At 68.6% G+C, this 19,900-nt stretch carries 22 protein-coding genes; 10 read left to right on the plus strand and 12 right to left on the minus strand.

Features of this window, described 5'->3' with window-relative positions:
- The gene (locus DV20_RS33855; protein ID WP_043787225.1) at positions 1-708 is read right to left on the minus strand and encodes a leucine-rich repeat domain-containing protein; all 708 of its coding nucleotides are present in this window, start codon (positions 706-708) and stop codon (positions 1-3) included.
- Positions 705-1,547, minus strand: a complete 843-nt coding sequence (locus DV20_RS33860) for a helix-turn-helix transcriptional regulator (protein WP_043787276.1) — start codon at positions 1,545-1,547, stop codon at positions 705-707. The genes DV20_RS33855 and DV20_RS33860 overlap by 4 nt, the downstream gene beginning before the upstream one ends.
- Positions 1,548-1,658: 111 nt before the next feature.
- Here DV20_RS33860 and DV20_RS33865 point away from each other — a divergent pair, with 111 nt between their 5' ends.
- Complete coding sequence (locus tag DV20_RS33865; RefSeq protein WP_043787226.1) at positions 1,659-3,062, plus strand: MFS transporter; 1,404 nt, start codon at positions 1,659-1,661, stop codon at positions 3,060-3,062.
- A gap of 61 nt (positions 3,063-3,123) precedes the next feature.
- Here the strand turns inward: DV20_RS33865 and DV20_RS33870 are convergent, their stop codons facing one another.
- The 4 genes from DV20_RS33870 to mug form a co-directional block, all read right to left on the minus strand.
- Complete coding sequence (locus DV20_RS33870) at positions 3,124-3,399, minus strand: GlsB/YeaQ/YmgE family stress response membrane protein (protein WP_043787227.1); 276 nt, start codon at positions 3,397-3,399, stop codon at positions 3,124-3,126.
- A gap of 133 nt (positions 3,400-3,532) precedes the next feature.
- Positions 3,533-5,368: an acyl-CoA dehydrogenase gene (locus DV20_RS33875; protein ID WP_043787228.1), complete on the minus strand. Its 1,836-nt coding sequence runs from the start codon at positions 5,366-5,368 to the stop codon at positions 3,533-3,535.
- 159 nt (positions 5,369-5,527) lie between these two features.
- Positions 5,528-6,313 carry a response regulator transcription factor gene (locus tag DV20_RS33880; protein ID WP_043787230.1) on the minus strand — a complete coding sequence of 262 codons (786 nt, stop codon included), beginning with the start codon at positions 6,311-6,313 and terminating at the stop codon, positions 5,528-5,530.
- Between the two features lie 267 nt (positions 6,314-6,580).
- Complete coding sequence (gene mug, locus DV20_RS33885) at positions 6,581-7,141, minus strand: G/U mismatch-specific DNA glycosylase (RefSeq protein ID WP_043787231.1); 561 nt, start codon at positions 7,139-7,141, stop codon at positions 6,581-6,583.
- 27 nt (positions 7,142-7,168) lie between these two features.
- Between mug and DV20_RS33890 the strand changes: the two genes are divergently transcribed.
- Positions 7,169-7,813 (plus strand): class I SAM-dependent methyltransferase, encoded by a 645-nt coding sequence (locus DV20_RS33890; RefSeq protein ID WP_043787232.1) that lies wholly within the window; start codon positions 7,169-7,171, stop codon positions 7,811-7,813.
- A gap of 65 nt (positions 7,814-7,878) precedes the next feature.
- Complete coding sequence (locus DV20_RS46000; protein WP_003058066.1) at positions 7,879-8,055, plus strand: hypothetical protein; 177 nt, start codon at positions 7,879-7,881, stop codon at positions 8,053-8,055.
- Here DV20_RS46000 and DV20_RS33895 read toward each other — a convergent pair.
- On the minus strand, positions 7,996-8,622 hold the full coding sequence (locus DV20_RS33895) for a VanZ family protein (RefSeq protein ID WP_043787277.1): 627 nt from the start codon (positions 8,620-8,622) through the stop codon (positions 7,996-7,998). The genes DV20_RS46000 and DV20_RS33895 overlap by 60 nt on opposite strands.
- Before the next feature lie 209 nt (positions 8,623-8,831).
- Here DV20_RS33895 and DV20_RS33900 point away from each other — a divergent pair, with 209 nt between their 5' ends.
- The 4 genes from DV20_RS33900 (at position 8,832) to DV20_RS33915 (ending at position 12,900) form a co-directional block, all read left to right on the plus strand.
- A complete protein-coding gene (locus DV20_RS33900; RefSeq protein ID WP_043787234.1) occupies positions 8,832-9,911 on the plus strand; it encodes a Gfo/Idh/MocA family protein in 1,080 nt (359 codons plus the stop codon).
- 38 nt (positions 9,912-9,949) lie between these two features.
- On the plus strand, positions 9,950-10,729 hold the full coding sequence (locus DV20_RS33905; protein ID WP_043787236.1) for an alpha/beta fold hydrolase: 780 nt from the start codon (positions 9,950-9,952) through the stop codon (positions 10,727-10,729).
- A gap of 114 nt (positions 10,730-10,843) precedes the next feature.
- Complete coding sequence (locus tag DV20_RS33910) at positions 10,844-12,535, plus strand: bifunctional metallophosphatase/5'-nucleotidase (RefSeq protein WP_043787238.1); 1,692 nt, start codon at positions 10,844-10,846, stop codon at positions 12,533-12,535.
- Between the two features lie 38 nt (positions 12,536-12,573).
- Positions 12,574-12,900 (plus strand): MmcQ/YjbR family DNA-binding protein, encoded by a 327-nt coding sequence (locus DV20_RS33915; RefSeq protein ID WP_043787240.1) that lies wholly within the window; start codon positions 12,574-12,576, stop codon positions 12,898-12,900.
- On the opposite strand, the gene DV20_RS33920 is transcribed toward DV20_RS33915, so the two are convergent.
- Positions 12,893-13,420: a GNAT family N-acetyltransferase gene (locus tag DV20_RS33920; RefSeq protein ID WP_043787241.1), complete on the minus strand. Its 528-nt coding sequence runs from the start codon at positions 13,418-13,420 to the stop codon at positions 12,893-12,895. The genes DV20_RS33915 and DV20_RS33920 overlap by 8 nt on opposite strands.
- A gap of 2 nt (positions 13,421-13,422) precedes the next feature.
- Complete coding sequence (locus DV20_RS33925; RefSeq protein WP_043787242.1) at positions 13,423-13,800, minus strand: nitroreductase family deazaflavin-dependent oxidoreductase; 378 nt, start codon at positions 13,798-13,800, stop codon at positions 13,423-13,425.
- A 106-nt stretch (positions 13,801-13,906) separates the two neighbouring features.
- On the opposite strand from DV20_RS33925, the gene DV20_RS33930 reads away from it, so the two are divergent.
- Positions 13,907-14,557 (plus strand): hypothetical protein, encoded by a 651-nt coding sequence (locus tag DV20_RS33930; RefSeq protein ID WP_043787243.1) that lies wholly within the window; start codon positions 13,907-13,909, stop codon positions 14,555-14,557.
- Here the strand turns inward: DV20_RS33930 and DV20_RS33935 are convergent.
- Positions 14,554-15,753: a cytochrome P450 family protein gene (locus DV20_RS33935; protein WP_235191055.1), complete on the minus strand. Its 1,200-nt coding sequence runs from the start codon at positions 15,751-15,753 to the stop codon at positions 14,554-14,556. The genes DV20_RS33930 and DV20_RS33935 overlap by 4 nt on opposite strands.
- A 118-nt stretch (positions 15,754-15,871) precedes the next feature.
- Here DV20_RS33935 and DV20_RS33940 point away from each other — a divergent pair, with 118 nt between their 5' ends.
- Both DV20_RS33940 and DV20_RS33945 read left to right on the plus strand, forming a co-directional pair.
- Positions 15,872-16,222 carry a YciI family protein gene (locus tag DV20_RS33940; RefSeq protein ID WP_043787244.1) on the plus strand — a complete coding sequence of 117 codons (351 nt, stop codon included), beginning with the start codon at positions 15,872-15,874 and terminating at the stop codon, positions 16,220-16,222.
- Positions 16,219-17,421, plus strand: coding sequence for an RNA polymerase sigma factor (locus DV20_RS33945; RefSeq protein WP_043787245.1), 1,203 nt, complete (start codon positions 16,219-16,221; stop codon positions 17,419-17,421). Before DV20_RS33940 ends, DV20_RS33945 begins: the two co-directional genes overlap by 4 nt.
- 438 nt (positions 17,422-17,859) lie before the next feature.
- Here DV20_RS33945 and DV20_RS45205 read toward each other — a convergent pair whose 3' ends face one another.
- Positions 17,860-18,933 (minus strand): DUF294 nucleotidyltransferase-like domain-containing protein, encoded by a 1,074-nt coding sequence (locus DV20_RS45205; protein WP_152603792.1) that lies wholly within the window; start codon positions 18,931-18,933, stop codon positions 17,860-17,862.
- Positions 18,934-19,547: 614 nt separating this feature from the next.
- Positions 19,548-19,775 carry a hypothetical protein gene (locus DV20_RS33950; RefSeq protein ID WP_043787246.1) on the minus strand — a complete coding sequence of 76 codons (228 nt, stop codon included), beginning with the start codon at positions 19,773-19,775 and terminating at the stop codon, positions 19,548-19,550.
- Positions 19,776-19,900 lie beyond the last annotated feature (125 nt).

Here is a 19,900-nt window from a genome sequence, read left to right on the forward strand (position 1 = left end):
TCAGCGAAGGACCATGCACCCCGCCTCCTCGAAGTCACGCAGCCACGCCGGCTCCCGCAGCCGCTTGTTCCACCGCAGATCCAGTTTGTCCAGTTTGGACAGCTGAGCCAGCGAATCCGGCAACGTCGTCAACAAGTTCTCGCGCAGGTCGAGCTGACGCAGCTCACTCAGCAGGCCGATCGACGACGGCAGCGACGTCAGCCGGTTGCCCCGCAGGTGCAGCTCCCGCAACGCGCTCAGTGCCCCGATCGACTCGGGCAGCGCGGTCAGCTCGTTGCGGTACAGCCGGAGTTCGCGCAGCGCCGCGAACCCCGACAGGTCCGGTGGCAACGACGTGAGCCGGTTGTCCGTGCACCCCAGGTACCGCAGCTTGCCCAGCCGGCACCAGGCGGCCGGGAACTTCGTCAGCCGGTTGTCGCTGATGTACAGGTACTCGGTGAGCCCGGCCAGTTCGCCCAGTTCGTCCGGCAGCGAGTCGAACCGGTTGTGGGCCAGGTCGAGCGTGTGCAGTGACGTCAGCGCCGAGATCCCCGGCGGCAGCGTGGAAATCCGGTTCGCCGCCAGGTTCAGCACGCGCAGCCCGGTCAGCGACCACAGCGACCCGGGCACGTCCGAGATCGAGTTCTTGTACAGGTCGAGCCGCGTGACGCCGGACGGCAGCGAGGGCACCGACGTCAGCCCCTGGTCGCTCAGATCGAGTGACGTCACGACCCCTCCAGCCGAGTGCGGGGCAGCGACGCCCACGTCGACGCGTCGTCCGGGGTGGACACCTGGATCCGCAGCCCCGGCGCCTCCGAGACCGCCAGCTCGGTCAGCCGGAAGCGCATCCGGCCCGCCCGCGGGTGCTCGAACTCCCGCAGCCGCGGCCGCGGTTCCGCCACCTCGTGCCGCGCCCACAGCCCGGCGAACTCGGGGCTCAGCGCGGACAGCCGCCGGATGTCCTCTTCCCAGGACGGATCACCGATGTGCCTGCCGTATTCGGCGCGCATCCGCGCGACCATGTGGGGCACCTCCTCGTCGTAGTTCAGCAGGAACCCCCGCGCGTTGGGCTCCGTCACGCAGCACCACAGCAGGTTCTTGTGCAGGCACGGCAGGCTGTGCCACTCCCGGAACAGGTCCTCGTGCGCCGCGTTCGACACCAGCACGTCGAACCGGCCGTTGACGACCGTGGCGGGCAGCGGATCGAGCGCGCGCAGCACCTCGCGCACCGCGTCCGGCACCACCTCGGCCGACGACGGCAGCCGCGACGGTGTCAGCTCCGCCAGCCGGTACAGGTGCTCCCGCTCGGGGTGGTCCATCCGCAGGGTGCGCGCCACCGCGTCGAGCACCTGCGCGCTCGCGTTGATCGGCCGCCCCTGCTCCAGCCACGTGTACCAGGTGACGCCGACGCCGGCGAGCAGCGCGACCTCCTCCCGCCGCAACCCGCTCGTGCGACGGCGGACGCCGGGCGGCAGCCCGACCTCCTCCGGGCCGATCCGCGCGCGGCACGCCTTGAGGAACTGGCCGAGCTCCTCCCGGCGGCTGGTGTGGACCTGCGTTGACGTCATGCGGACCATGGTGCCCGAGGGGTCCGACAATTTCGGGCCAAGCAGGTGCTGCCGGTACCAGCATCCCCAGGCTCTCTCCGCCCACGGCGGAAGAACTCCAAGGTCAGCAGCATGACTCTGACCACCTCTGCCCCGGCCATCCCGGACCGGGCCGCGCGGCCGTGGTTGATGCTGGCCGTCCTGCTGCTCGGCCAGTTCATGGCGCTGCTCGACGTCACCGTCGTCAACGTCGCCATGACCGACATCCGCACCGACCTGCACGCGTCCGGCGCCGCGCTGCAGCTCGTCGTCTCCGGCTACACCGTGGGCTACGCGATGCTCCTGATCACCGGCGCCCGCCTCGGCGAGCTCTTCGGGCGGCGACGGCTGTTCGTCACCGGCGTCTTCGTCTTCACGGCCTGCTCGCTGCTCTGCGGGTTCGCGCCGGACCCGGCCACGCTGATCGTCGCGCGGATCGCACAGGGCGCCGGGGCCGCGCTGATGATGCCGCAGGTCATCAGCGTCATCCAGGCGCAGTTCAGCGGTCCCGCGCGGGCCAAGGCGCTCAGCGCGTACACCGCGGTCATCTCGGTCGCGTTCGTGTCCGGCCAGGTCCTCGGCGGGGTGCTGGTCGGTGCCGACCTCTTCGGGGCGGGCTGGCGGCCGATCTTCCTGGTCAACGTGCCGATCGGGGTGCTCGTGGCCGTGCTCGCCCTGCGTCTGGTCCCCGGCGTCGCGGCGAAGGCGGGCCGCCGGCTCGACCTCGCCGGCCTCGCGCTCGCCGTCCCCGCGGTGGTGCTCGTGGTGCTGCCGCTGGTCCTCGGGCACGAAACCGGCTGGCCGCTGTGGACGTTCGTTTCGCTCGGCGCCGGCGTGCTGCTGGCGGTGCTGTTCGTGGCCGTGGAACGCCGGGTGCAGGATCCGCTCGTCAACCTCGGTGTCCTCAGGATCCGCGGTGTCGCACCGGGACTGGCCGCGCTGGCCACCGGCGTGGCGTCCTACGGCGGGTTCCTGTTCTGCGTGGCGTTGCACCTGCAGACCGGCCTCGGGGAGACGGCGTTGGCCGCGGGGCTCGGCATGGCGCCCGGCGGTGTCGTCTTCGGCCTGTGCGGGTTCTTCTGGCAGAGGCTCCCTGCTCGTGTCCACGCGGCTCTGACGCCGTGCGGCTACGCCGGGTCGGCGATCGCCTACGCACTTCTGGCTTTCAGCCTCAAGGACGGCGGAAACGGCGGAGCGTTGTTCTTCGCCGCGCTCGTGCTGTTCGGTTTCTCCATGGGCCCGGCGTTCGGGTCCTTGATGGCCCAAGCGCTCACGCACGTTCCGCTGGAACGGGCCGCGGACGCCAGCGGCCTGCTCACGACGACGTTGCAGCTGGGCCAGGTCATCGGCGTGGCGACGTTCGGGAGTCTTTTCCTGGCGTTCGCCGCGGGTTCGTCCGCGCACGCCATCGCCACGACCATGACGTGGGCCGCGGTGCTGCTGCTGGTAGGCGCCGGGTTCGCGGTCGCGCTCGCGCGCGCTTCGACCACGAGGTAGGCACGGAAAAGCCCGGCCGGCTCACCCGAAGGTGAACCGGCCGGGCCGTCAACCGGAAGCGTTACCGGGTTACCCCTCGACGGCCGTAGGCCGCCGCGGCGATGCTGACACCGATCGCGGCCAGCACGACCTGGGTGAGGATCTCCAGCCAGTCGATACCGTTCGTGTCGGCGTAGCCCAGCCCACGCGCGATGGCCGTGCCGATGAACGCGGCGATGATACCGATCAGAATCGTCAGCCAGATCGGGATGTTCTGCTTGCCGGGAGCGACCAGCCGGCCCAAAACGCCGATGATCAACCCGACGATGATGGCACTGATGATGCCGGCGACAGTCATCGCTTCTCCTCTCGGTGCGGGTCCGGCCACTCGGATCCCGCGAACTCGAAGACGGAATTCCCCGACGATCGCGCCCCGAAACCCGAAGGACCCCTTCCCGGCCGGGAAGGGGTCCTTCGGCGGAACACATTGATCAGAACGCGGCTTCGTCGAGCTCCATGAGCGCGTTGTCCGCGGCCTCCACGATGGCGCGGCGGGCGGTCAGCTCCGGCAGCACCTGCTTCGCGAAGAACGAAGCCGAGGCGATCTTGCCCTCGTAGAACGGGACGTCCTTGGCGGACGCGCCGGCGTCGAGCTTGCCGATCGCGACCTCGGCGTGCTTGAGCAGCTGCCAGCCGATGAGCAGGTCACCGACCGACATCAGCAGGCGGACCGTGTGCTGGCCGACCTTGTTGATGCTCTGCGGGTCCTCCTGGGACGCCGTCAGGTAGCCGATCAGCGAGCCGAGCATGCCCTGGGTGTCCTCGAGGGCCTGCTTGAGCAGCGCCCGCTCGTTCTTGAGCCGGCCGTTGCCCGCCTCGGACTCGATGAACTTGGTGATCTCCCCGGCCACGTACGCGAGCGACTGGCCCTTGTCGCGGACGATCTTCCGGAAGAAGAAGTCCAGCGACTGGATGGCCGTGGTGCCCTCGTACAGCGAGTCGATCTTGGCGTCGCGGATGTACTGCTCGATCGGGTAGTCCTGCAGGAAGCCGGACCCGCCCAGGGTCTGCAGCGACTGCACGAGCTGCTCGGTGGCGCGCTCGGAGCCGACGCCCTTGACGATCGGCAGCAGCAGGTCGTTGACGCCGTGGGCGAGCTTCTGGTCGCCTTCGCCGGTCCACAGTTGGTCCTGGAACGACGCGGTGTACAGGTAGACCGCACGGAGGCCCTCGGCGTACGCCTTCTGGAGCATCAGCGAGCGCCGGACGTCCGGGTGGTGCGTGATGGTGACGCGCGGGGCGGTCTTGTTCAGCATGTTCGGCAGGTCGGCGCCCTGGACGCGCTCCTTGGCGTACTCGAGCGCGTTGAGGTAACCGGTCGACAGCGTCGCGATGGCCTTCGTGCCGACCATCATCCGGGCGTACTCGATGACCTGGAACATCTGCGCGATGCCGTCGTGCACCTCGCCGAGCAGCCAGCCCTTGGCCGGGGTGCCGTGCTGGCCGAAGGTCAGCTCGCACGTCGTCGAGGCCTTGATGCCCATCTTGTGCTCGACGTTCGTGACGAAGGCGCCGTTGCGCTCGCCCAGCTCACCGGTCTTGGAGTCGAAGTGGAACTTCGGCACGAGGAACAGCGACAGGCCCTTCGTGCCCGGCTTGGTCTCGATGCCGGGCCTCTCGGGGCGAGCGAGCACCAGGTGCATGATGTTTTCGCTCATGTCGTGCTCGGCCGAGGTGATGAACCGCTTCACCCCGTCGATGTGCCAGGAGCCGTCCTCCTGCTTGGTGGCCTTGGTGCGGCCCGCGCCGACGTCGGAGCCGGCGTCCGGCTCGGTCAGCACCATGGTGGCGCCCCACTGCCGGTCGATCATGAGCTGGGCCCAGTGCTTCTGCTCTTCGGTGCCGTTCTTGTTCACGATCATCGCGAAGTTCGGGCCCGCCATGTACATGAACAGCGGGGCGTTCGCGCCGAGGATGAGCTCGGACGCCGCCCACTGCACGGTCGGGGGCAGACCGAAGCCGCCGAGGTCGTTGGTCAGGCCGAGGCGCCACCACTCGCCGTCGAGGAGCTGCTTGTAGCTCTTCTTGAACGACTCCGGGATCTTGACGCTGAACGTCTTCGGGTCGTACACGGGCGGGTTGCGGTCGGCGTCGGCGAAGGACTCGGCGAGCGGGCCGGTCGCGAGCTTGTTCAGCTCGGACAGCACGCCGCGGGCGGTCTCTTCGTCGGATTCGGCGAGCACACCCTTGCCCAGGCGCTCCTGCACGCCGAGTACCTCGAAGAGGTTGAACTCCAGGTCTCGGACGTTGCTCTTGTAGTGGCCCATGTCGTCACTCCAATGTGTTCGGCTCCCCGGCCGGGCACATGTTCGCCTTACTCGCCGGTAACTTCAGGATATTACTTGCGGGTAACTGGAGCAAGCAGATCCGCACTTCCGAGTATCGGAAATTCCCCTGAATGTTGCCTTCGGCCTGGGGATCGGGCGTCAGCGGTGGCCCGGGATCACCGTTGTGTCCGCCGTCACCGGGACGTAGCCGTCCTCGGGGCGGGCGATGAGGATCCCGCTGCGGAAGGCGATCGTCACCGCGTGTGTCCGGTCCCGGGCGGACAGCTTGCGCAGGATGCTCTTCACGTGGGTCCGGACGGTCTCGACGGACAGGAACAGCAGCTTCGCGATCGCCGAGTTCTCGAGTCCTTCGGCGACCAGCTGGAGCACCTGGTATTCGCGCCTGGACAGCGGCATCGCGCCGCGTGGCGCCGGTGGGCTGTCGTGGGCGAGGTCGCCCTTCGAGGCAGCCGCGCGCTTCGGCCGGGCGGTCAGCGCGGCCAGGGCTGGGTCGATGTAACGGCGTTCGCTGTGCGCGCGCCGGATCGCTTCGGCGAGCCGGCGTGAATCGATCGACCGCGGCACGATGGCGTGCGCGCCGGCGGCGATCGCGGCCGCCAGGTACTGCTGGGTGCGATTCGGGTCACGGATCAGGATGACGAGGATGAGCGCGGGGTCGCCGGCGTTGAGCAGCTTGGTCAGGTGGCAGTTCGGGTCGAGCGCCGAGTCCAGGATGACGACGTCCGGTTTGACCTGTTCGCACAGCTGCAGGGCGGCGTGGTGGCTGGCGGCCTGGCCGGCCCAGTGCAGGCCCTGGTTGCGGTGCACGAGCGCGGCGAGGCCGTCGCGGAAGATCGGCACGGGATCGACGACCGCCACGCCGAGGCTGCGCCCGCCGGCCGCGGGCGGGCCGGTGGGCCTGCGGGTGGGCTCGATGCCGTGCATCGCGGGCCTCCGTCTCTGCGCCGTCGCTCCCCGGGGCACCGGACGTCTCCGGCGCCGTCCGGTCGCCCTGCTCGGACCGGTGGAAGCAACTCCTCCTGCTTGGTACGAGTCGCGATTGCGCAGCTCATGACGCCAAATCCCCCTCATGGCCCAATCCGCCGGTCACAGCAAACTTTCAGTAGAACTCGATCTTGGAGAACTGGCTCGGGCGGGCGGGTGAGGACCTGATGGGGCAGTCGGCGCTACTGAGGGTGGCTCGCAGCCCGTTCAACGATTTCGACAGTCTCGGGATGCGGCCCGGAGCCGGGCGAACTCGGCCGCCAGCCCGGCCGGCGTCCAGTGCGCGTTGAGCCCGCTCGGGTTCGGCAGCACCCACACGCGGGTGTCGCCGATCCGGTGGTCCTGCGGGCCGACCTGCGCTTTCGGGAAGCCGAAGGCGGTCCGGTAGGCGGTGATCCCGACGACGGCCAGCCACCGCGGCCGGTACTCGAGCACCTTCGCGGTGAGGATCCGCCCGCCTTCGCGGAATTCGTCGCCGGTGAGTTCGTCGGCGCGGGCCGTCGTCCGGGCGACGACGTTCGTGATGCCGAGGTGGAGGTCGAGCAGTTTGTCCTGCTCATCGGGGGTGTAGCGCCGCGGGGTGAAGCCGCCGTTGTGGAGCGCGGGCCAGAAGCGGTTGCCGGGGCGGGCGAAGTGCTGTCCGAGGGCGCCGGAGTAGAGGCCGGGGTTGATGCCGCAGAAGAGGACGTCGAGGCCGGGGGCGATGACGTCGGGGATCGTGGCGTTGTATGCCGCGGCCAGCTGGTCCTTGGTGGGTCGGGTGCTCACCCGTCCAGTTTCCGGCACGCTCGGGGGATGGAGGTCACCGCGGACGGCTCGCCCGTCGACGTCTACCTGCTGCTGCCGCCGAACGGTGAGGCGGAGATCGTGCACGCGGCGGTCCCGCCGGACGCGTCGATCCTCGAACTCGGCAGCGGGGCCGGCCGGGTCACGCACCGGCTGATCGAGCTCGGGCACGAGGTCGTCGCCGTCGACGACTCGCCGTCCATGCTCGGGCACGTCCGCGCCGAGACCGTCTGCGCCCGCATCGGCGACCTGCGGCTCGGCCGCGAGTTCGACGTCGTCCTGCTCGCGAGCCACCTCGTCAACACCGAGCGGGACGCGGACCGGCTGGCGATGCTCGCGGCCGCGCGGCGGCACCTCGCGCCGGGCGGGCAGCTCGTCGTCGAGTGGCATCCGCCCGCGTGGTTCGACACTGTCGAATCCGGTCAGGGCGGCCGGCTCGGCGAGGTCGAGATCGAGCTGGCCGACGTGGTCCGCGACGGCGACCTGCTGTCGGCGACGGTCCGCTACGCGGCGCGCGGCCGGCAGTGGCACCAGGAGTTCACCTGCCGCCGCCTCGACCTCGACGACCTGCTGACCTCGGCCGATCTGACCTTCGGCGGCTGGCTGTCCGCCGACCGGACCTGGTTCGCCGCCCGGCCCCGTCGCAGGGGGTAGCGGATTCGGTACCGACCTGCGTAACCTGTGTGATCTCCCGCACAGCGCCGTACCGAGGAGGATTCGTGCAGCTTCCGATCGTCCTCGGGCTGGTCGCGCTCGTCCTGGCCGTCGCCGCGCTCGTCGTCGTCCTGGAGGATCGGCGGGCCGCCAAGCGAGCCGCGCTGCAGCGGAAAGCCCGGTTAGCGCGCCTCGGCGAGGTGGACCCGCTCGCGCCGGGCCGGCTGCACGTCGACCGGTGAACGCCGGAGCGTCAGCAGCAGCGCGCCGAACACCCAGCCGGCCACCGCGCCGAGCGTGTTGTTCATGAGGTCGTCGACGTCGAAGATGCGGTAGACGTGCGGTGCCGTGCCGAAGTTCGCCGTGAGCTGCGTGACCTCGATGAGCAGTGACGCCGTGAAGCCGATCAGCGCGGTGCCGGTCAGGCCGCGGCGCCAGAGGATCCGGGCGAACACCCCGAGCGGCACGAACAGCAGGACGTTCAGGCACGCCTGCTGGAACGTCTGCGTCAGGAACCAGGCGCCGCCGTGCTTGAGCAGCTCGGTGTGGATGTCGGCGATCCACTGGAACGGGTGCAGCTGCACGGTCTGGGCGAGCCGGCGGGTGCCGGGGCCCGGCAGCGGCAGGAAGACGACCGCGAGCGTCATGCACCCGTAGAGCAGCACCGCCGCGGTGGTGGCGACGCCGCGCGGCCGCAGGCCGCCGTACCGGGCGAGCTGGGTGATCAGCTGCGGCACCAGCACGACGGCCCACAGGGCGAGGAAGGCGATGAAGCCGTGCTGGAGGGCCGTGAGCTGTGCGTTCGTCATGCCACCGACGCTATGGATCTTGCCCCGGGGGCCGCTTCGGTCGATGAGCCCGACGTCCTCGGCCACTCGGCCGACCCGCGCGCGGCCGATCGGCGGGTTACGGGTGATCGATGTCATGCCGGCGTAACCGGATGCTGCTTGCGCCGATACGGGAATGCGCACGACGCTCGGCACGTCGCACTCTTTCGCAGGCAACGAAAGGAACGCTCATGGCACCGGTCCGGGTCGGCATCGTCGGGCTCAGCGCGAACGGCGGCTGGGCCGCGACCGCGCACGTGCCCGCGCTGGCCGCGGTGGACGGCTACGAACTCCGCGCGCTCGCCGGCAGCAACGCCGAGTCGGCGCGGGTGGCCGGGGAGAAGTACGGCGTGCCGCTGACCTTCGGCGACGCCGGGGAACTGGCCCGGCACCCGGAGGTCGACCTCGTGGTGGTCGCCGTGAAGGTGCCGCAGCACCGGGCGCTCATCGAGCCCGCCCTGGCCGCCGGCAAGCAGGTGCTGAGCGAGTGGCCGCTGGGCGTCAGCCTGGCCGAGACCGAGGCGCTGGCCGAAGCCGCGCGGGACAAGACGACCGCGGTCGGCCTGCAGGGGCGGTCGGCGCCGGCGTTGCGCTACCTGCGGGACCTCATCAAGGACGGCTACGTCGGCCGCGTGCTTTCGACGTCGCTCATCGCTTCGGGCGCGAACTGGGGCCCTTCGGTGCGGGCCGGCCGCGACTACCAGCTCCACCCCGCGGGCGGGGCGACGATGCTGACCATCCCCTTCGCGCACACCGTCGACACCCTCGCCATGGTCCTCGGCGGCTTCGCCGAGCTGTCGGCGACGATGGCGACCGTCCGGCCGCGCGTGCGTGACGAGGTCACCGGCGAGTCCGTCGAGATGACCGCGCCCGACCAGATCGCCGTCACCGGCGTGCTGAGCGGGGGCGCCGTCGCGTCGCTGCACCTGCGCGGCGGGACGTCCCCGGCCACGAACTTCCACTGGGAGATCAACGGCACCGAGGGCACGCTGGTCGTCGAGGCCGCGGACCCCCTGTTCTGGATCGCGAAGCTGACGCTGCGCGGCAGCCGGACCGGCACGCTCGAAAAGCTCACCGTGCCCGCGCGGTACGAGCTGCCGCAGCTGGCCGGCCGCAGCGCCGAGCCGTCGTACAACGTCGCGCACGCCTACGCCCGGCACCTCAAGGGCGACCTGCCGGACTTCGCGCACGCCCTGCGCGTGCACCGGGTGCTCGACGCCGTGCAGCGGTCGGCCGACTCCGGGACCCGGGTCGAACCGGACGCAAAGTAACTGTTACTTCAGGTTGCAGATTCCGCTACCCTCGGGTCATGGACGAGGTGGTCTACGACCGGGCGGGCCGCGGGGAGCCGCTCGTGCTGATCCACGGCATCGGCCACCGCCGTCAGGCGTGGGCGCCGGTGTTCCCGCTGCTCACGCCCCATCGCGACGTCATCGCCGTCGACCTGCCGGGCTTCGGCGAGTCGCCCGAGCCGTCCGGCGGGTACGGCATCGAGCCCGCGCTGGTGATGTTCAAGGAGCTCTTCACCGACCTCGGGCTCGGCCGGCCGCACGTCGCCGGCAACTCGCTCGGCGGCCTGCTCTCGCTGGCCCTCGGGCAGGCGGGCCTGGTCCGCAGCGTTACGGCGTTGTCGCCCGCCGGGCTGTGGAACCGCCGCCAGAAGATGTACGCGATCGCCACGCTCAAGGCCCACCGCGCCCTGGCGCAGCGCACGCCGCCGCACGTCGTGCGCCGCATCGCCGCGACGGCGTCCGGACGTCGGGCGTTGACCGGGATGATCGTCGGACGGCCCGAGCTGCAGACGCCGGACGCCGTCGTCGAGGACGCCCGCGCGCTCGCCACCGCGCCGGGCTTCGAGCCCACCGCCGCCCAGTCCCGCGGCGACTTCCGGTTCACCGGGCCGGTCACCGGCGTCCCGGTGACCATCGCCTGGGCCGGGCGTGATCGGATCCTCGCCCGGCCGCGTGTCGCCGACCTGCGGAAAGTCGCGCCGGACGGGGTGTTCCGGCTGCTGCCGGGCTGCGGGCACGTGCCGATGAACGACGACCCGGACCTCGTCGCGCGGGTGCTGCTCGAGGGAAGCCGTTAGGTGACATTCGCTTTACGTCCGTCTTTTGACCCTGGTAGGTGACTGCTTCGCGAGGCAGAATCCTCCGCCGTGCGCCCGTTCGGGGACCTTGGGCGCGAATCGGAGGAACAACTCATGAGGCTTTCGACCCGGCTCGCGGTGTTCGCCGCGGCCGCGCTGGCGACCACGGCGGTGACCACCGCACCCGCGTCCGCGGGCCAGCGCCCGGACCCCACCACCGACGTCCGGATCATCGGGTTCAACGACCTGCACGGCAACCTGGAGCCGCCGTCCGGCTCCAGCGGGCGCGTGGTGCAGTCGGACGGGACCACTGTGGACGCGGGTGGGGCCGCCTACCTGGCCACGCACGTGAAGCAGCTGCGGGCGCAGGTGGCCAGCTCGTTCGTCGTGTCCGCCGGTGACAACATCGGCGCGTCGCCGGTGATCTCGGCGCTGTTCCACGACGAGCCGACCATCGACTTCCTGAACATGCTCGGTGTCAGCACGTCCGTCGTCGGCAACCACGAGTTCGACGAGGGCTACCAGGAACTGCGGCGCATGCAGTTCGGCGGCTGCCACCCGACCGACGGTTGCCAGTTCGAGAACACCTTCAAGGGTGCGAACTTCCCGTTCATCGGGTCCAATGTGTACTTCACCAACGGCCTGCCCGCGCTGTTGCCGTTCACCGTCAAGTTCGAGGGTGGCGTGCCGATCGGCGTCATCGGCGCCACGCTGAAGGACCTGCCCACGGTCGTCACGCCCGAGGCCATCAAGGGCCTGAAGTTCGGCGACGAGGTCGAGGCGATCAACCGGACCGCGAACCTGCTCGACCACTTCGGCGTCAAGGCGCAGGTCGTGCTGCTGCACCAGGGCGACGGCACCGAGGTCGAAGGCCCGAACGACTGCAAGCTGCGGCCCGGCCCCGCCGCGGCGATCGCGGCCGCGGTGACGCCGAAGGTCGACGCCTTCTTCACCGGGCACAGCCACCAGCAGTACAACTGCGTGATCAACGACCCGGCGGGCCAGCCGCGGCCGGTCATCCAGGGTTCGTCGTTCGGCAGGCTGCTGTCAGTGGTCGACCTGAAGATCAGCCGCAAGACGCGGGACGTCGTGCGCGCGCAGACCAAGGCGTTCAACGAGATCGTCACCCGCACGGTCACCCCGGACCCGGCCGTGACCGCGCTGATCGCCGACGCCAAGACCAAGTCCGCGCCGATCGCGAACAGGCAGGTCGGCACGATCACGGCGGACCTGCCGGCGGCGGGCAACGCGGCCGGTGAGTCGTCGCTCGGCGACGTCATCGCCGACGCGCAGCTCGCGGGCACGCAGAGCAACAACGCGGTCGTCGCGATGACCAACCCGGGCGGCATCCGCGCCGACCTGACGTACAAGTCCTCGGCGAACGGCGAGGGCGACGGCGTGGTGACCTACGGCGAGGCGTTCACCGTCCAGCCGTTCGCGAACATCATGCAGACGATCACGCTGACCGGCGCGAACCTGAAAAACGTGTTGGAGCAGCAGTGGCAGGGCACGGTGACGCGCTTCCTGCAGATCTCCAGCTCGCTGCACTACAGCTACTCGGCGTCCGCGCCGCAGGGCTCGCGGGTCTCGGCCATCACGATCAACGGCACGCCGGTCGACCCGGCGGCGTCGTACCGCGTGTCGGTGAACAACTTCCTCGCCGCCGGCGGGGACGGCTTCACCGAGTTCACCAAGGGCACCAACCTCTCCGGTGGCCCGGTGGACCTCGACGCGCTGATCGCCTACCTGGGCGCGCACCCGAACCTGGCCCCGCCCGCGGCGGACCGGATCACCCGGCTGCCGTAGGTCCGGTTTCTCCAAGACACCGGGTCGACAATGGACCCATGACGACCTGGGAAGACGTCGTGCGCCTCGCCTCGGAATTGCCCGAGGTGGAGGCGTCGACGTGGTACCGCACGCCCGCGCTGAAGGTGGCGGGCAAGGGGTTCGCGCGGTTGCGCACCGAGGCCGAGGGTGGCCTGGTGGTGCTGTGCGGCCACGACGAGAAGGCCGCGTTGCTGGATTCCGGCGACGCGGCCTTCTTCACGACCCCGCACTACGACGGGCACGGCATGGTCATCGTCGACCTGGACCGCGTGGACGTCGATCAGCTGCGTGAGCTGCTCGAAGAGGCTTGGCGGTTGCGGGCGCCACGCCGGCTGCTCACGTGAGCTCGCCCTTCAGCATGCTCATCAGGATCATGTCGTGGCGGCGGCCGCCTTCGCCGACGAAGGCCTCGCGGTGCCGGCCGTCCTCGGAGAAGCCGACCTTCCGGTAGACGTGCCGGGCGCGCTCGTTCCCGGCGACCACCCAGAGGGTGATCATGTGCAGGCGCATGGCGTCGAAGCCGTAGCGGCACATCACGCGCATGGCGTCGGTTCCGTAGCCGCCGCCGCGGTACTCGGCGTCGCCGATGTAGATGTCCAGTTCGGCGTTGCCGACCCGGGGGTCGGCGTCCCGCAGGTCGACGATGCCGATCAACTCGCCTTCGGCCTTCGTCTCGATGCCGAGGACGACCAGCTCGTAGTTGTTGACCGGGCGTTCCTCGCAGCGCTTGCGGATCTGCGCGCGCGACCGCGGGTAGTCGTTGACCATCCACCGGCCGACCTCGGGGTCGTGCACCCAGCCGTAGATCTTGTCGGCGTCCTCCGGTTCGAGCGCGCGCAACCGGACGAGTTCCCCCTCGAGCATCGCTACTCCCGTTTCAACAGCAGAAAGTCGTTGACATCCAGCAGGCCGAGGAACTGCCGGATCGGCACCGGCATGGCCCGCCGCGCATCATCGTGCACGAGCTCGGCGCCGCGCACGCGAATTTCCTTCCGCCGGTAGACCAGGGCGCAGCCGCCGGCGGCCAGCACGTTCTTCACCCAGTCGGCGCCGGGCCCGTAGGTCAATGCGACGACGAAGCCGTCCTTCGTGCGGAAGACGTTGATCGGCGTGCGGAACTCGCGTCCGGACCTGCGTCCCTTGTGGACGACCATGGCGAAGCCGGGCGCCCAGCCGGCGACGTGCCTGAGCACCTGATTGGTCGCGACGCGGTTGAAGCGGGCGACACGTCTCGAGAGCACCATAGGCCCATGATGATCCCGCCGGAGGCTGATATCAACACCTGATGAATTAATCGATCGGGTGACCCCGGCTCCCGGTGCGAGGGGCTCCGATGGTGGGATATGGCGCATGTCGACCGCATGGCCGCTGCGCCAGGACCCGGAAGGGCCGGTCATCATCGCGCTGGCCCTGGTGAACGACCCCGACGCGCTGGGCTTCGTCGTCCTGGACGACGAGGACGACTGGTTCATCAGCGACGGCACCGAGCTGTCCGACGACGTGCTGGTCAACCGGGAGAGCTTCCGGAAGATGTCGCTGCGCGAGGCCGTCGAGCTGCTGCCGCAGCTGACCGCGCTGGCGGGCCTGCCGACCGGGATGGCCGCCGACTGGGACCCGGAGCGCCGCACGTGGCTGCTCTCGTCGGTGACCGGCTCGGACGACGAGGACGAGGACATCCGGCTGCTCACCCAGCGCCGCGCGGCCTGGGAGTACGAGGGCTCACCGGACGACGAAGCCCAGATCAGCACCGGCCTGACCGAGATCCCGACCGGCCCGGAGCAGCCGGTCCGCGCGGTCCGCCAGGTCGTCCGCGAGCAGGACGGCACCTGGCTGTTCGTCGGCTTCGAGGTCCCGGAGGCGGAGGACTTCGAGGTCGAGGGCCTGGAGCTGGAGCACGTGGCGAACCTGTACCCGGACGTCCGCACGGTGCTGAAGGCGGCGCCGGGCCAGGTGTACGACCGCGCGACGCCGGACTCGGAGTGGGAGCTCGTCGAGGGTTAGACCTCGATTGGCAGGTGGAAGAGCCCGCGGGTGATCGGGCTCGGCCACCAGGTGAGTTCCTCCTCGGGAACGGCGAGCCGGGCTTCGGGCAGGCGGCGGAGCAGGGTCTCGAAGGCGACGTCGGCCTGCAGCCGGGCCAGCGCCGCGCCGATGCACAGGTGCGGCCCGGCGCCGAACGCGAGGTGCTTCCGTTCTCCGGCTCGCTGTCCCGGCCGGAAGGCGTCCGGGTCAGCGAACGCCGCGGGATCCCGGTTGGCGGCCAGCACGGAGACGAGGACGGGGTCGCCGGGGCGCATGAGCCGGCCGCCGATCTCGACGTCCTCGGTGGGGAACCGCCAGGTCGCGTTCTGCAGCGGCGCGTGCAGCCGGAGCGTCTCCTCGATGACGGCGGCGCGGTGAGCGGGGCCGGTCCGGGCCTTCGCCGCTTCGGCCGGGTGGGTCAGCAGGGTGAGCGCGCCGGTCGCGATCAGCCCGACCGTCGTCTCGTGGCCGCCGATGAGGATGAGGAAGGCCGTCGACGTGACCTCGTCCGCGGAGAGCTCGCCGGTGGCCTCCTGCGCGACGAGGTCGCTGATCAGGTCGGTGTCCCGCGTCGCCCGCTTGGCCTCGACGACCTCGGTGACCAGCCGTTCCAGGACGTCGGTCGCTTCGCGGACCTTGGCGTCGTCGGTGTCGTCGGCGGAGTCGATGACGAGTGACCACTCGTGGACGTCTTCGCGGTACCGCTCGGGCACCCCGAGCAGGTCGCAGATGATCGCGATCGGCAGCGGGTAGGCGAGGTCGGTGACGAGGTCGCCGCGCCCGCGCGCCTCGACGGCGTCGAGCAGCTCGTCGGTCACCTGCTGGGCCCGCTCACGCAGGTGCCGCATCCGGCGTGGGCCGAACGCGCCGGCGCAGGCGCGCCGCAACCTGGCGTGTTCGGGCGGATCGGTGTTGATCATGTTCGAGGCGAGCGACGGCCGGTGGTCGAGCGGCAGGCCCATGCCCGCGCGCCGCCACTCCTCATTGCCGGCGGAGGGGCTCTTGACCAGGGCGGGGTGGTTGAGCGCCGTCACGGCGTCGGCGTACCGCGTGATCAGCCAGGCCCAGGTGCCGGTGGGGAAGGCGAGCCGGTGCGGCGGTCGTTCGCGCAGCCAGGTGTAGGCGGGTGAGGGGTCGCGATCGAAGTCCGGGCCGAACAACGCGGGCTCTCCCATCCGTTCACCCTGCCCGCCGGACTTTCTCCGCGGCAAGTGTCCCGGCGCGGCTTCGCCCGTTCGTCCTTACAGTGAAAGCCGGCGATCGGCGCCGGTCAGGATCTGTGAGGAGCCCCTCATGCCCAAGTACGCCGCGATCATCTACGCCACGGACATCGACCCGACCACGCCCGAGGCGACGGACATGATGAAGGACTACGACGAGTTCGGCGCGGGCGCGGCCGCGGTGATCCGCGGCGGCGCGGCGCTGTACCCGACGGCCACCGCGACGACGGTCCGCGTCACCGGCGGCAAGGGCGGCGACATCGTCACCAGCGACGGCCCGTACGCGGAGACGAAGGAAGCCCTCACCGGGTTCTACCTGCTCGAATGCGCCGACCTGGATGAAGCGGTCAAGGTCGCCGCCCGCATCCCGGGCGCCTGGGACGGCGCCATCGAGGTCCGCCCGGTCGTCGACTTCGGCAAGTGACCGGCGCCGGGGACGCGGTCGCGCGGCTGGTCCGGGACGAGGGCACCCGGGTACTGGCCACGCTGGTCCGCGTCACCGGCAGCGTCGACCTGGCCGAAGACGCGGTGCAGGACGCCGTCGTGCGCGCACTGGAGACGTGGCCGCGCGACGGCGTCCCCGCCAACCCCCGCGGCTGGCTGCTGGTGACGGCCCGCCACCGCGCGGTGGACGTGGCCCGCCGCGAGGCGAAGCGGCTCGGGAAGGAGGCCGTCGCGATGCCATCGATCGACCCGCACCCGGACCCGCTTTCGGTCCGCGACGACCTGCTGCGGCTGGTCTTCACGTGCTGCCACCCGGCGTTGTCCCTGGAGGCCCAGGTGGCTTTGGCGCTTCGGACATTGGGCGGTTTGTCGACCGCGGAAGTCGCCCGCGGCTTGCTGGTCCCGGAAGCGACGATGGCGAAGCGGCTGACGCGGGCGAAGCAGAAGATCGCTCAGGCGCGAATTCCGTACCGCGTCCCGTCGGCGGAGGAGCTGCCTTCCCGCTTGGCCGGCGTGGCGTCGACGGTGTACTTGATCTTCAACGAGGGCTACACGGGCCGGGTTTCGCTCCTTTCCGAGGCTGTTCGCCTGGCCCGCTTGCTGGTGTCCCTCATGCCGGACGAGCCGACGGCGTTGGGATTGCTGGCGTTGGTGCTGCTGCAGGACGCCCGCCGCCCCGCGCGGTTCCTGCCTTCCGGCGAGCCGGTGCTGCTGTCGGCGCAGGACCGTTCGCTGTGGGACGCGTCGCTGATCAAGGAAGGCGTCGCGTTGGTCGGCCGGGCACTGCGCCGGACACCATCGACGCCGAACGCGTACGTGGTCCAGGCAGCGATAGCGGCTTGCCACGACCTCGCCCCGTCGTATTCAGCGACGGACTGGAACGCGGTGATTTCCTGGTACGACGTGCTGTTGTCGGTGCAGGACACACCGGTGGTCCGCTTAAACCGCGCGGCCGCGGTGGCGGAACGCGACGGCCCGGCCGCGGCATTGGCGCTGGTGGACGCGTTGACGGGCCTGGATGACTACCCGTGGTGGCACGCGTCGCGGGCGGAGTTGTTGCACCGCTTGGGTTCCGCGTCGGCTTCCGAGGCGCTGGCCCGCGCGGAGGAAACCGGCTTGCCTGCGGTACACGTCAGATTTTTAGATTCTCGGATATCAAGCTATCGGCGTGCGGATTAGATGGGCCGCAATGTCGCTAACTAAACGTTCTTTGAGGTTCTGAGGCAGGGCTTCCTTAACGCGTGAATCCTTCCATGGGCTGTCCCGTGGAAACTCTTCCTCCAAAGGGAAGCGGGGAATAAGGTGCGCATGAATGTGTGGATCCCTGTTTCCCAATATCGCTAAGTTCATTCGATCGGCACCGCTTGCTTTTTGAATCGCCACCGAGGCGATTCTTATATCTTCCATGAAGGAGGCGGCCATATTTTCTGGGAGCTCTGCCAGGTTGTCATAATGATCGTGTAGGGCGAGTATGCAGCGACCGCGGAATCGGCTATCGTCATAGAGGCCCAATGTAGAGGTCGAGAGGGTAGCGATTGGAGTCCAGAGTTCGAAGTCGCATGATTCGCAAAGGTAACCGACTTCTCTGGGGTGATGAAAGTAATCCATTAAGGCCGCCTAGAAGATCAGGTACTTCTTCGTGAAGTGCTCAACGCTTGACGAGGTGAATAGATTTTGCAGGTGATCCTGCAGGTTCTTGCCATCGAGTCGTGCGGTCCCGAAGTTTGGCGTTTCTCGAGGGTCTAATGCTTGACAGTCCGAACCGACGGCGTCGCGCCAGTCCTTTGACCCTAGATTGCTGGTGAATTTATCGGAGATCTTTATGATTGATCGCAGCTCGTTCTTTTCTTCATCGGTTTGAAGCCGTCTTCCGAGGCGAAGAAGCCTCAGTATCGGTGGCTCCTGATATGCGGCGACTAGGTGATCGACGACGGCGTCGTGCGCTATGTCTTGGCATTCTATAAGCGGAGTTATAGATGACGCAAAGGTAAGCTTTCGAGAGGTGAGCAACTTCAGGTAGCGAAGTGAGTAGGCCGTACCCTTCGAGGTCTTGGCCTGATAATCCACGGTAATTGTGCGCCAGTATCTCACGATATCGTTAAGTAGGAAACGTGGAACGTTGTCTCGTCCTCGGACGCGATCGTACAGATATCGCTTAATGATTGTTTCTAGTAGCTTAAGATGGAGATCTGGCTTAAAAAGGGAAGTCGATTCCTCTAGGAGGAGAATTCGTCTCGTGTGGGAGTGATTGGTGTCTTCTTCTAAGCCGATCCTCTCGGCCATGTCAGGAGCAGAGATAACTCGACCAAAGACTCCAGTAGCGCCGGGCCCGTTAAGTTCTACGCCTTCGATCAACCGGTTGCGAAGCAGGTCTGCATGCTGCAAAAACCGACGCGTAGTATTTGTCTCCGATTGAAGTCCGTAGGTAACTACCAGGTAGTCCAGGTCGGACGCCGAGGTGAATTCGTGGCGAGCCAGTGAACCAAATCCGATAATATCGATCGGACTATCGATGTCAGCAAATGATTCTTCGGTTAGCTTTCTTGCTCTGTTTATTAAACCGGCGCTTCTCTCAAAAGCTTCCGTCAGGGCCGGTACGTCAGCCGTCGTAAGTCCGATGGAGGAAAGGCGGCTGTCCAGGAGGCTGCCTAAATCGCTCTCGCCCGGCGGTGATGGGGGCTCAACTTCCATCGTGCGGTCCTCCGTCCTGTGTGGAGCATACGCGACCCACTGTCGCCGTCTCGTAACGAAACCTCGTGTCGTGCGTGTTTTGGCTAGATCGTGTATCGGTCGGCGGTAAGTGTCGCTGCGCAGGCTCGCGTTGTTACGAGGTTGGAGTACGCGACCACATCGTGGGGTGCACAAGAGGTAACACGACGTGGTCTGGGCGCGTTGAACAAGGCGTGCCGCTGGAAGGCGGATACGGGGAGCTTAGGTGAGGCCGGTAGCTTCACAAGCCCAACCTAGGCGACGTAAAAGTCGAGGTCCAGCGAGTACAACGCTGGACCTCGACTTGAGAGCGGATGACGGGAATCGAACCCGCGTATTCAGCTTGGGAACCAGGGTGATCATGCTCGAAAGTGGCCCTGACCTGCGGGCGGGCCTACCTCGTGGTACCCCTTGTTGACCTTGGTTGACCGGCCTGAATGGCACGCTAATGGCATGACCTGGCCCACGCCCAGACCTCCCCCATCACCCCGATACGAAGCCAGCACGCGGCCGGTGGTGCCGGGTCAAGGCACGCTTTCCCGCCTTGACGCGGTGCTACCGGCCGTAGTCATGATCCGGCTTCGGGGTGGTGGCCGCTAGTGATCAGAGAGCTTGTAGGTGAGCGTGTCGATGGCCCCAATCAGAGTGGATACCTGGTCGGAGGCGACCGAGTGGTCATCCATGTGCTTGAGCTGGTGGAAGATGGCTAAGAGCGCCTCGGCCGTAGCCAGACTGATCGGGTCGGCGCTGGTCCTTCCCTGCTCGATGGCCTGACGTGCTGCTTCGGCGTGAGCGTCTGCTGTAGCGCGATCGGAGGGTGGCATGGCTTCGACCCTGCCAGCGGGCGTCTCCGCCGTAACTAGGCTGATGAGCTGATCGCCGTCAGCGGCGGCGCGCTATGCGATCGATCGATGCGGCGGGCCCACCCGGCGGCCGGCGGCCGAAGCGG

It is taken from the genome of Amycolatopsis rifamycinica (assembly GCF_000695625.1).
GTDB lineage: Bacteria > Actinomycetota > Actinomycetes > Mycobacteriales > Pseudonocardiaceae > Amycolatopsis > Amycolatopsis rifamycinica.